11 protein-coding genes are annotated in these 11,621 nt (G+C 64.2%); 3 read left to right on the forward strand and 8 right to left on the reverse strand.

Features of this window, described 5'->3' with window-relative positions:
* Positions 1-55: 55 nt before the first annotated feature.
* The 7 genes from BHE01S_RS32410 to BHE01S_RS32440 are packed head-to-tail and all read right to left on the reverse strand — an operon-like array spanning position 56 to position 6,887.
* Complete coding sequence (locus tag BHE01S_RS32410) at positions 56-1,102, reverse strand: ABC transporter substrate-binding protein (RefSeq protein WP_042271499.1); 1,047 nt, start codon at positions 1,100-1,102, stop codon at positions 56-58.
* 12 nt (positions 1,103-1,114) lie between these two features.
* On the reverse strand, positions 1,115-2,251 hold the full coding sequence (locus tag BHE01S_RS32415; RefSeq protein WP_042271502.1) for an NAD(P)/FAD-dependent oxidoreductase: 1,137 nt from the start codon (positions 2,249-2,251) through the stop codon (positions 1,115-1,117).
* Positions 2,244-3,680 (reverse strand): NAD(P)/FAD-dependent oxidoreductase, encoded by a 1,437-nt coding sequence (locus tag BHE01S_RS32420; RefSeq protein ID WP_042271505.1) that lies wholly within the window; start codon positions 3,678-3,680, stop codon positions 2,244-2,246. The genes BHE01S_RS32415 and BHE01S_RS32420 overlap by 8 nt, the downstream gene beginning before the upstream one ends.
* Positions 3,677-4,015, reverse strand: a complete 339-nt coding sequence (locus BHE01S_RS32425) for a (2Fe-2S)-binding protein (protein ID WP_042271508.1) — start codon at positions 4,013-4,015, stop codon at positions 3,677-3,679. Before BHE01S_RS32425 ends, BHE01S_RS32420 begins: the two co-directional genes overlap by 4 nt.
* Before the next feature lie 47 nt (positions 4,016-4,062).
* A complete protein-coding gene (locus BHE01S_RS32430) occupies positions 4,063-4,857 on the reverse strand; it encodes an ABC transporter permease (RefSeq protein ID WP_042271510.1) in 795 nt (264 codons plus the stop codon).
* 40 nt (positions 4,858-4,897) lie between these two features.
* Positions 4,898-5,803 carry an ABC transporter permease gene (locus tag BHE01S_RS32435; RefSeq protein ID WP_042271513.1) on the reverse strand — a complete coding sequence of 302 codons (906 nt, stop codon included), beginning with the start codon at positions 5,801-5,803 and terminating at the stop codon, positions 4,898-4,900.
* Positions 5,796-6,887 (reverse strand): ABC transporter ATP-binding protein, encoded by a 1,092-nt coding sequence (locus BHE01S_RS32440; RefSeq protein WP_042271516.1) that lies wholly within the window; start codon positions 6,885-6,887, stop codon positions 5,796-5,798. The genes BHE01S_RS32435 and BHE01S_RS32440 overlap by 8 nt, the downstream gene beginning before the upstream one ends.
* Before the next feature lie 322 nt (positions 6,888-7,209).
* Between BHE01S_RS32440 and BHE01S_RS32445 the strand changes: the two genes are divergently transcribed.
* The 3 genes from BHE01S_RS32445 to BHE01S_RS32450 all read left to right on the forward strand — a co-directional run bounded on the left by BHE01S_RS32445 (position 7,210) and on the right by BHE01S_RS32450 (position 9,570).
* A complete protein-coding gene (locus BHE01S_RS32445; RefSeq protein ID WP_042271519.1) occupies positions 7,210-8,073 on the forward strand; it encodes an IclR family transcriptional regulator in 864 nt (287 codons plus the stop codon).
* A gap of 172 nt (positions 8,074-8,245) precedes the next feature.
* Positions 8,246-8,407 carry a hypothetical protein gene (locus tag BHE01S_RS38175; RefSeq protein WP_157025778.1) on the forward strand — a complete coding sequence of 54 codons (162 nt, stop codon included), beginning with the start codon at positions 8,246-8,248 and terminating at the stop codon, positions 8,405-8,407.
* A 167-nt stretch (positions 8,408-8,574) separates the two neighbouring features.
* Entirely contained in the window at positions 8,575-9,570 is a 996-nt protein-coding gene (locus BHE01S_RS32450; RefSeq protein ID WP_042271522.1) for a GNAT family N-acetyltransferase, read from the forward strand.
* 43 nt (positions 9,571-9,613) lie between these two features.
* Here BHE01S_RS32450 and BHE01S_RS32455 read toward each other — a convergent pair whose 3' ends face one another.
* Entirely contained in the window at positions 9,614-10,804 is a 1,191-nt protein-coding gene (locus BHE01S_RS32455) for a glycosyltransferase family 4 protein (protein WP_042271524.1), read from the reverse strand.
* Positions 10,805-11,621: the final 817 nt, after the last annotated feature.

Raw genomic sequence — 11,621 nt, forward strand, 5'->3', positions numbered from 1 at the left:
GATCGCCGAGCGCTGTGTGGCGCAGCACGGCACGCTGCTTCGAATAATCAAACGATCACTGCTCGATCTGCCGGTTCCAGCGCGAATCCCACTGCGCGCGGTGTTCGTTGATCACGTCCCAGTCCACCACCGTCACCTTCTTCACGAGCTGGTCGAGATTGCCCAGGCTCTTTTGCATGTCGGCCGGCATGGTCGCGTTCTGGTTGGTCGGGATCTGCTTGCCGGCCACGGCCGCCTTGCTCTGCGCAGGCGCCGAAAGCAGGAACTGCGCGAGCTTTTGTGCGATCTGCGGATCGGGATTGTTCTTCACCACGCACAGGTCCACGAGCAGCAGCACGGCGCCTTCCTTCGGGTTGGCATAGGCAACGGGCAGGCCCTTGTCCTTCAGGTCGCCCACAGCGGTTGGCGTGAGCGGGAAGATGCCGGCCTCGCCGGTCTGGATCATTTCCGAGAGCTTGGCCGAATTCGGTATGTATTCGACGACGTTCGGCCCCACCGTGCTCGCCCATTTCGTGAAGCCTGGCTCGACATTGCTCTCGCTGCCGCCCATCAGACGGTTGATGGCGAGAAAGCCATGCAGCCCGAAGGTGCTGCTAGAAGCCGACTGGAACACCACCTTGCCCTTGTATTTCGGATTGGCGAAATCGAGCCACGAAGTGGGCGGCGCCCAGCCTTTATCCGCGAACACCTTCGTGTTGTAGCCAATGCCCGTCATGCCGAGCTGCACGCCTGCGCCCACGTCGCCTTTCATGCGCGCAAACGGATAAAGCTCCTTGAGCACCGGAGAATCGTCGAGCTTCTCGCACACGCCCATGCTCACGGCACGCGCCATCACGCCGTCGTCGAGAAAGGCAACATGCATCTGCGGGCTGTTGCGGTTGGCGAGGAGCTTCGCGAGCACGTCGGACGACGTGCCCGGCACGACCACCACCTTTACGTTGTTGGCCTTCTCGAAGTCGGGCAGGACCTGGCTCGTGTAGGCCTTCTCCATCGGACCGCCGTTCATGCCGATGTAGATCGTCTTCGTTTGCGACCAGGCGCCGGGCGAGACGCCCAAGGCAACGAGCGCGGCTAGCGAGACCAGGGGGCGTGTGAGTTTCATCTTGCGGATTCCTTATTTGATTGGGAGAGCGGCATGAACGGAAGACTGCGTGAAGCGGCCGATAGCGAACGCTTCGATGGGCGTGCTCGTCGTGCCTTCGGTGACGAGTTCCGCGAGGACTTCGCCGACGCCGGGCGCCAGCAGGAAGCCGCCGCCGGAAAAGCCGAAAGCGTGCAAGAGGCGCGGCGTGGTGTTGCTGAAACCGATGATGGGGTTGCTGTCCGGTGTTTCGCCTTCCACGCCGCTCCATGTGCGGATGAGCAGTGCATCGCGCAGGCCGGGCAGCAGTTCGCAGGCGTCGCGCATGACAGCGCGCGTGGTCGCGGTGGAGGGCTGCGCGTACTCGCCGTCGCCGTGTCCGCGCCCGCCGCCGATCACGCAGTTGCCGCGCTCGACCTGGCGCGCGTAGACGCCGCCGCCATACACGCCCAGGTTGTGCCGGATAAAGCGCGGCAGTGGCTCGGTGACCCACATGTTCGGGTAGATCGGCTTCATCGGCACAGTTTCGCCGAACGCGCCCGCCACCGTATTGGCCCAGGCGCCCGACGCGTTGATGAGCCAGTCGGCGCTGATGCGCCCGTCGCCCGCGCGCATCTGGAAGCGCCGGCCGTCGAAGCTCAGGTCGCCGAGCGCGGTCTGCTCCTGCACGTGCGCGCCAGCGCGCCGCGCCGCCGCCGCGAAGCCGGGCGAGACGAGACGCGGATTCGCCTGGCCGTCGCTCGCGCATAGCGCCCCGCCAATGGCGGCCTTGCCGAGCCAGGGGTAGCGGCGGCGAAACGCTTCGCCGCTCATGACCCGCGACTCCACGCCGAAATCGCGTGCCATGGCGGACCATGCGTGAAGCGCCTCGAGATCGCTGTCGCGGCGCGCGAGGCGCAAGTGCCCCGAGACGACGAATTCGCCGTCGATGCCGATCAGCTCGGGCAAGCGGCTCCACACACGCCGGGCGCGCACCGCAAGCGGCAGTTGCTCGGCGCTGCGGCCGTGGGTGCGCACGCCGCCGTAGTTCACGCCGCTCGCCTGGGCGCCGCAAAAGCGCCGCTCGAACAAGCCGACGCTCACGCCCTTGCGCGCGAGCGCGAGCGCCGCCGATGCGCCGACGAGCCCGCCGCCCGCAACCACAACCTGGAAGTGGCGCGTGTCACTCATCGTGGGCTTCCTCTTCGACGACCTGCACGCCGTCGTCGAACAGCATCGGTGAAATGGGAATCGGCTTGATGGGCGCCTGGCTGCGCAAACGGCCCACCTCGTGCAGCGGTTTGCCGGTCTCCGCGCTCAGCAGCGCCATGGCGGACTCGCCGCACATGCGTCCCTGACAGCGACCCATGCCGATGCGCGTGAGCGCCTTCAGCCGGTTGACTTCGGTGACGAGGCCGTTGCGTATGCAACTGCGCAGTGTGCCTGCATCGACTTCCTCGCAGCGGCAGACGGTCAGATCATCGGGCCAGCTGGCGGCGCAGTTGGCCGGAGGGGCGAACGCCTGCTCGATGCCCACGCGAAAGCGCGCAATACGCGTGAGGCGCTTTTCGAGCGTTGCCGCGTCAGGCATATCGGCATCGTGCTTTGGTACTTCGATGCCGATGTCTTCGAGCACCGCGTGCGCTGCGCGGCGGCCCGCGAGTTCGGCGGCATCGGCGCCTGCGATACCCGCGCCGTCGCCGGCCAGATAGACGCCCGGCACGGAACTGCGGCCTGCCGCATCGCGCTCGGGCAGCCAGCAGCGGTTGAGGGTGTCGAAGGCGAAGCGGCAGCCCGCGAGATCGGCGAGCTGGGTTTCTGGCCGCAAGCCGTAGCCGAGGCCGACGGCATCGCAAGCGAGAGCGTGCTCCTTTCCATCGCTTGTGTGCCAGCGGACGTATTGCACCGCTTCGTCTCCCTCGATCGCAGCGAGCGAAACGCCATGCTCCATGCGCACGCCATGCGCCTTGAGCCACGCGACGTAATACACGCCCTTGACGAAGGTGCCCGGCTGGTTGAGCAGCTTCGGCGCGGCGGCCGCCTGGCGCGCGAACGGACTCGTGTCGAGCACGGCGGCCACGTGCGCGCCCGCTTTTGCATACTGATAAGCGACGAGGTAAAGCAGCGGCCCGGTGCCGGCGAACACGGTGCGCCGGCCAATTGCGCAGCCCTGCGCCTTCAGCGCGACCTGCGCGCCGCCGAGCGTATACACGCCTGGTAACGTCCAGCCAGGCAATGGCACGATGCGGTCGGTCGCGCCGCTCGCGATGATCAGGCGCGACCAGGGCACGCTTGCTTCGCGGCCCTCGCGCAGAGTATCGAGCCGGCCCGGCTCGCACGACCACGCGAGCGTGTCGGGCCGATAGTCGACCTTCGCGAGCAGCTCGGCCATGGCGCGATGGACCGCGTCGGCTTTCTTCGCCTCGAAGCCGTAGAGTGCGGCTTTCGTGCGCGAGAAGCCCGCATCGGCTGCGGGCTGGCGATAAATCTGGCCGCCCCAGCGCGCGTTTTCGTCGATCACGGTGGGGCGCAGTCCCGCAGCCACGAGCGTTTGCGCGGCGCGAATGCCGGCTGGTCCGGCGCCGACGATCACGATGCGATCGAGCCTGGCCGTGCTCATCGCGCACCTCCGTCATAAGATTCGGTATCCGAAACGGGTTGTGTCAGCACACGCATGCCTTCACGCAGTGTCGTGGAGCAGGCGCGCAGGCGCGTACCGTCTTCGCTGCGCACCCAGCAGTCCTGGCAAGCGCCGATCAGGCAGAAGCCCGCGCGCGGTTTCGTGCTGAACTCGCTGCGGCGCACGTGCTGCTGGTGCATGAGGATCGCGGTGAGCAGCGTATCGCCCGCGAGCGCTTTGAGTTCGACGCCGTCTAAAACGAAGGAAACGCTCGCGCGCGCGGTTTCGGCAATGCGGACGAACTGGGCAACGGGAAGCGGCGTGACGGTGCTCATGGGAGGTCGGTGGTGCGGCAACAGGAATCGAAAGAGGCGGGCGGCGTTCAATGCTGCCCGATCAGAATGCGGTTGAGTCCATACACGCGGTCGAGCAGGAACATCGCGCCTGCCGTGATGAAAATAACGAGCGCGGAAACGGAAGCCATCATCGGGTCGATCGACTCGGTCGCATACATGTACATGCGCACGGGCAGCGTGACGGTTTGCGGCGAGGTCACGAAGATCGACATCGTCAGTTCATCGAAGCTGTTGATGAACGCGAGCAGCCAGCCGCCCGTGATGCCGGGCACGATCATCGGCAGCGTGACGCGGCGGAAGGTGGTCCACGCGCTCGCGCCGAGCGACGCGGCTGCATGCTCGATGCTGCGGTCGAGGCCGCTTACTGAGGCGAGCACGAGCCGCATGACGAACGGTGTGATGATGATCATGTGCGCAAGGATCAGCCATGCGAACGAGCCAGTCGCGCCGATCAGCGCGAAGAAGCGCAGCAGCGCGATGCCCAGCACGAGCCCCGGAATCACGAGCGGCGAAAGCAGCAGCGCGTTGAGAAAGCCGCGGCCCGGAAAGCGCGCACGGCCGATTGCGAGTCCCGCCGGCAATGCAATGACGAGCGAGAGCGTGGCCGAGGCGAACGCGAGCTTGAGACTGTTGAGGAATGCGGTAATGAAGTCCGGATAGTCGAGAATCGCGCGGAACCAGCGCAGCGAGAGGGCGTGCGTCGGGAGCGTCAAGGTTTCGTCGGGCGTGAAGGCCACGAGTATGACGATGACGAGCGGCGCGAGCACGAACAGAATGACGAAGCTATGGAACGTGAGGGCGAGCGGTCCGTTTTTGTGCATGATGGTGTGTCCTGGATGCCTGTTCACATGGATAACGGGCCTAGCCCATGCTGCGCGCGTAGCGCCGTTCGAGCACGCGGTAGTAGGTAAGCATCACCACGAGATTGGCGACGAGCAGGACCACGGCGATGGTCGCGCCGAGCGGCCAGTTCATTGAACTCAGGAACTGGTCGTACACCGCGGTGGCCGCCACCTTCAGGCGCCTGCCGCCCAGCAGGCCCGGAATCGCAAAGGCGCTCGCCGACAGGCCGAACACCATGAGGCTGCCGGAGAGAATGCCCGGCATGAGTTGCGGCAGCACGATGCGGCGCATGGTGGTGAAGGGCGAGGCCATGAGCGACAGCGCGGCGTTTTCCGTCTGCGGATCGAGCCTTTGCAGTGCGGTCCACACCGGAATCACCATGAACGGCAGCATCACATGCACGAGCGCGATGACGATGGCGAAGGTCGTGTATTCGAGCTTGAAGGGTCCCATGCCGAACAGGCCGAAGAACTGGTTCACGAGGCCGTTCATGTTGAGCAGCATGCTCCAGCCGAACGCGCGCACCACCACGGAAACCAGCAGCGGCGCGAGGATCACGAGCAGGAACAGCGAGCGCCACGGGTCGCGCATGCGCGAGAGGATGTACGCCTCGGGCGTGCCGATCACGACGCACAGCAGCGTGGTGAGGGCGGCAATGCCGAAGGTGCGCAGGAAGATCGTGTGAAAGTACGACGAGCCCAGCACTTCTACGTAGTTATGCAGATCGAATGCGGCAATGGGGCCGCTCATCGGATCGAAGCGGTAGAACGTGAGCGCGACGGTCATGGCGAGCGGCACGAGCACGAGCGCGGCGAACAGCAGGAGCGCGGGTCCGCTCATGAGCCAGAGCGGCATGTAAGCCTGCCAGCCGGCGCGCAGGGTGGCGCGCGCGGCCGGCTGCGAAGCGCGGAGCGTGCTAGACATGGGCGCCCTCCTGATGGATGAAGCGGATGGCGTCGCTATGCCAGTCGATGCCCACGTGGTCGCCTTCGGCAAGCGGCTCCTTGCCCTCGTTCTGGCAGCACACGAGCATTTCGCCCGCGCGGCTGTCGAGCCGGTAGAGCCACTGGCTGCCGAGGAAGAAGCGGCTCGTCACGCGCCCGGCGAGGCGGCCCGAGCCGCTTGCGCACAGCTTGAGCTTTTCGGGGCGGATGCACAGCGTGATCGCGTCGCCCACCCCCACCGTGCGGCTGCGCTCGGGCAGTTGCGCCGTCGAGCCCGTTTCCGCGAGATCGTGGCCGAGGTCCACGCGGATCGTGTCGCCCTCGCGCGCGACGACGCGGCCCGCGAGCATGTTGGCCTTGCCGATGAACTGCGAGACGAAGTCGTTCTCGGGCCGCTCATACGCGCGATAAGGGGTGTCGACCTGGGTGATGCGGCCGCTTTCCATCACGACCACGCGGTCGCTGATCGACAGCGCTTCGGACTGGTCGTGCGTGACCATCAGCGTGGTCGTGCCGATCTTGCGCTGGATGGCGCGCAGTTCGAACTGCATGTCTTCGCGCAGCTTGGCGTCGAGATTGGACATCGGCTCGTCGAGCAGCAGCACGGGCGGTGCGATCACAATGGCGCGCGCAATCGCCACGCGCTGGCGCTGGCCGCCCGAAAGCTCGCGCGGAAAGCGCTGCGCGTAAGCGTCGAGGCGCACGAGCGCGAGTGCTTCGCGAATGCGATCCCGGCGCTCGGCTTTGTCCACGCTGCGCATTTCGAGGCCGAAGCTCACGTTTTGCTCCACGCTCATGTGCGGAAAGAGCGCATAGCTCTGGAACACGATGCCGAGGCCGCGCTTGTTCGGCGGCGTATGCGTGATGTCGCGCCCATCGAGCGTGATGCGCCCGCGCGTGGTTTCGACGAAGCCGGCGATCATCTGCAGCGTCGTGGTTTTTCCACAGCCCGAGGGGCCGAGCAGTGAGACGAACTCGCCTTTTTCCACCGACAAACTGACGCCCGCGACCGCCTGCAGATCGCCAAACGATTTCGATACATCGGTCAGGGTGAGGAACGACATGGTGTGGCCTTCCAGTGCTTGGGTTGCGCCGGCACCCGCTAAGCGAATTGCAGTGCGGGGCGTTGAAGCCGACTGTAGCTAGCCAAATTTTTGGTCGTCAATTTAAAATTCCATCATACGATAGGAATCTGTCTTATATTCCGTTTAACGGAATATGCGACTGGCCTAGCTTATGGATTATTTCACCCGGCGAACCTCGGGAAATCCCTGAGCAGGCTAGCGACAGGGTAATGCGGTGTGGCAGTTCGATCTTTCGATCAGTGTGCCAATTCGTACGAGCTCTCGGCGGGTATTCCGCTGAATGGAATGAATCGAGGTTGATATGACGTCAGTGGAAGAGAAAAGTGGAACGCCGGCCGACGACGCACGCAGCGCTGGCGTGTTGCAGCGCGCATTCGCGGTGATCCGCGCGCTGGGGGCAAGTCAGGCGGAAGGCAGCCGCGTGACGGCACTCGCCAAGGCCGTGGGGTTGACCCAGGCCACCGTGCATCGGTTGCTGCAGGGGCTGATCGCCGAAGGCGTGGTCGAGCAGGACGAAGGCACGCGGCGCTATCGGCTGAGCGTGGATTTTTTTGCGCTCGCGGCGCAGGCGGGCAATCCCAGCGGCATGCGCACGCTATGCCGGCCCGCATTGCTGCGGCTGTGCGCAAGCCTTGGCGACACCATTTTCCTGCTCGTGAAGAGCAGCTTCGACGCGGTTTGCCTCGACATGTGCGAAGGTCCGTTTCCGATCCGCTCGTTCACGGGCGATATTGGCGGGCGCGTAGCGCTGGGCGTGGGTCAGGGCAGTCTTGCCATTCTCGCGTTCCAGCCCGAGGCCGAGCGCGAAGAGATCATTCGTTTCAACGTGCCGCGTTTGCGCAGCTACGGCGTGCTGGACGAGGTGTATTTGCGCACGGAAATCGAGCGTGTGCGCAAGCTCGGCTACGCGGGGCGCAATACCGGCGTGCTCGAAGGCATGGCGGGCGTGGCCGTGCCGATTCTGGACCACAACGGCTGCGCCGTGGGCGCGCTGAGCGTAGGTACGCTGGCTGCGCGTCTCACGGAGGACCGGTTGCCGACGATCGTCGAACTGCTCAAGCGGCAGGCCGGAATCATCGGGCCGCAAACGAACCCGTTCGATGTGGCGGTGCGCCGCCCCATGCACGGGTTCACGCGGGCCATGACGACACAACCACTGGCTTGAACGATGATGAGCGGGGTTGATCAGGTTGAATGGATTCCTAACTAAACGCCTGATCGCGAATCGTTCGCGTTAGATAATCAGTATGCAAATGTGCGGCAGGTCCGTGCATTGCTGCATTGCAAAATCGAGCAGTATGATCGGAAAAAAACGACCAGGGAGATAACCTATCCGCATGCGTCTTGGTTTTGGCGTAAACGGGCAGGTTGCTGTTCGTAGACTGGAGTCGATGTACGAATGGCAGTTCGCCGCCGCGGAACTACGCAATCCATCGCAGCGCGAGCAGGTGATCCCGGAAACGAAAACAGAAGCGCTCGAAGCGCCATTTTGTGTGTAGCGTCGCAGGACCCGGGAGGGACAAAGGCAACCCGCCGCGTGAAATGTGCATATTGAGTACATGCCGTTGCCCCGTCGACGAGAAGTCATTTAGGAGCATGGGTGCTGGGGGAGGTGGAGCGCATGTGGGACCCCGCGGCGCTTGCAGTCAGAATATACCGGTGATCGATGACGACCATAAACGACCGGACGTTGCCCGTTATCGAGGCACCGGCTGCTACGCCGGTGCCGGTACGCGCAGCGCCTTCGATCTTTCATGAGCGCTGGTGGCTCGACATCGCCACGCAAGGCGACTGGAAGCTTGCGGTGGTGAAGCAGAACGACGAGGTCATTGGCGAGATGCCGTACGCGATGCAGCGCACGCGACTGTGGCGTGTCTCGCACCTGCCGCCGCTCACGCGCACGCTCGGGCCGGTCATCAAATCCGTGACGGGCAGCGAGGCTCGCCAACTGCATCATGAACTCGACATCACCGGAAAACTGATCGAGCAGTTGCCCGACTGCGACAGCTTTTTCCAGGTGCTCGACCCGCGCATCGACGACGCGCTTGCGTTCGCACTGCACGGCTTCACGGTGTCGGCGCGCTACACGTTCCGCATTGACTGGAACACCACGGCCGACGAGGCATGGAAGCGTTTGAACAGCAAGACGCGCAACGTGATCCGCAGTGCCTCACGCGAATTGACCATCGTGCCGGACATCACGCCCGACGAGTTCATCGCGTTCTACGACGCGAATCTTGCGGCGCGTTCGCGTACCAATGCTTACGGGGATGCGGTCATGCGCGACCTCGTCAACGCGTTCGTCGAGCGCAAGGCGGGGATGTTGCTCGGTGCCTATGGGCAAGGCGGGAAGCTCGTGGCGGCGGTGGGCCTCGTTTGGGACCATCAGGCGATGTATTACCTGCTTTCGTCGCGCGCGCAGGACGCGCACAGCGGCTCGATCAGCCTGCTGCTGTGGACCGGCATTGGCCGCGCGCTGGAGCGCAAGCTCACCTTCGACTTCGACGGTTTTTCGAGCCCATCGACATTCAGCTTCCTCAACGGATTCGGCGCGACGCTCACGCAGCGGCTGGGCGTCGAGCGCCACGGCACGGTTTATTTGCTGATGCGTACGCTCAAGCGGAAGTTTGCGCCCGGGCGCGTGTTCGCCCCCAATCTCTGAGCGGCGGGGCGTCGTGTAGTGCGCTATAGAGCTAAAGGGAGCGCTACACGAGTTCGTGCCGTGCGGGGTCGCTAGTACGGCGGGTTGTGACCTCGGCAAGCTCCAGCGCGCTCGAGGCGAAGAGCAAGGGCGTCCAGCGCCGGATCGTGCTTTGCGCGCCGGCGGCGAGGCGCTCGCGCAGCGCGGGCTTGCCGCCCAGCTCGCCGATGCGCTGCGCGAGCGTCGAGACGTCGCGCGGTTCGACCACGAAACCGTTCACGCCGTCGATCACCACTTCGCCAGCCACGCCGCATGTGCGCGTGACGATGGCAGGGCACCCGGCCGCGAAGGCTTCGTTCACGCACAGGCCCCATTGATCGAATTCGCTCGCCAGCACGACGAATTCCGCGAGCGCGTAGAGATTCGGCATGTCCTGGTTGGCGAGCGAATTGAGTATCGTCACATGCGGCATCAGGCCGAGCGACGCGATACGCGCGCGCAGTTGCCCTTCGAGCGGACCCTGACCCACCAGAACGAGGCCGATATTTTCGTTGTACACGCCGGATTTACGATAGGCGTCGATCAGCACGTCGACGTTTTTGCGCGCAACGAAGCGGCTCACGCACAACACGTAGCGCTGCGGCAGGCCGAAGCGGGATCGCACGGCCTCGGGGTTATCGCTCGCGGCCTGCGCGAGATCCGAGAAATAGTCTACGTCGATCACGTCGAAACCGATGCGGGATCGTTCCTTCGGTATGCCAAGCGATTGCGCGTAGCGGCGATGCTTCTCGCCCGCGACGAGCGCGCCGTCGAAGCGGCTCACGATGAAACGCTTGAGCCGCTCTTTGGTGCGCTGGCGCAGTCCGTCGTCGGCCTTCGAGTCCGACATATAGATGAGTTTGAAGCGCCGCGTGAGATGTCTGAGGAAACAGAGCACTGCCGAATAGCCAGTGTTGTAGCCGAGCGTGATGACCACGTCGGGCTCGAAGTTGCGCACCTTCGCAATGAGGCGTGCGGTGTCGCGCGCGCTGAGGCCGTCGCTGTCGGCACCGTTCTCCACCAGCGTTTCCGCCATGCGCGGCCGGTTCGCGAAGAATGCGGCGCGGCGTTCCTGAGGGAAGCCGTAGACGCCCGAGCGGGCAAAGACCTCGAGCAGTGCCACCTGGTGGCCGCGACTGGAGGCCGCGCTGACGAGAGCCTCGTAGCGAGGGACGTGATAGTCGCCCAGGTTGCCGATGACGAAGAGGATACGCATGGACAATGACGGCTCACGGTGGCGCTTGGTTGAGCAGGCGGCGCACGCCGGGTGCCTGGCCTGCATGAAAACCCGGACAGTCGTCCGGACCTGCCGGGCAGCGTTGGCCGCGCCGCATCGCTCGCACATTCGCGGCGGGGACCCGCAGTCACGCCGTTTGCTGCATCGTAACCCGATTGTGAGGTGTTTTTACGCAATGTCGGCGATCAGCGAAAACTTGTCCGATATGGCGGAAGCGATGCCAACGCACCGGGCGATTCCTCTGAGGTATGCGCGAGCGATATGCACCCGATGGCACACGAATTGCTTAGCTTTGGCCGATTGACACGACTTTCGGGGGCAAGAGGGCGGGTTATGCCAGACTTGTGGCCGATTGTCATGCCAATGGACATCAATTGGCGCGCTGCGATGAAAACTGTCATATCAATTTGTCATACTGGGGGTTTGGCATGTTTCAATACTTCGGAAGAAGGGAAAGCGCTTAAGGTCAGCATCGGATTTTCAGCTTAATATCCTAGGGTTCACCCGCGGCGCTTAGTCCTTCAATTCGATAACAAACGTGCGAACCGGTATGCCGATCGAATGTTTTGCGTAATGCGTTTCGAGGCATTTGCGCGGCGCTGGGCGCCGACGAGACAAGCCACCGGGCGCACGCGATAGCAAACCGGGTTTCACCACACTGCGTGGACAAACGAGGAATATGAAAACGCTGTTTCTGCAGGCCCCGTCGTATGACGGTTTCGACGGTGGCGCGGGCTCGCGCTACCAGGCAAAGCGCGAGATCCGCTCGTTCTGGTATCCCACCTGGCTCGCGCAG

The organism is Paraburkholderia heleia NBRC 101817, assembly GCF_000739775.1.
Taxonomy (GTDB): Bacteria; Pseudomonadota; Gammaproteobacteria; order Burkholderiales; family Burkholderiaceae; genus Paraburkholderia; species Paraburkholderia heleia.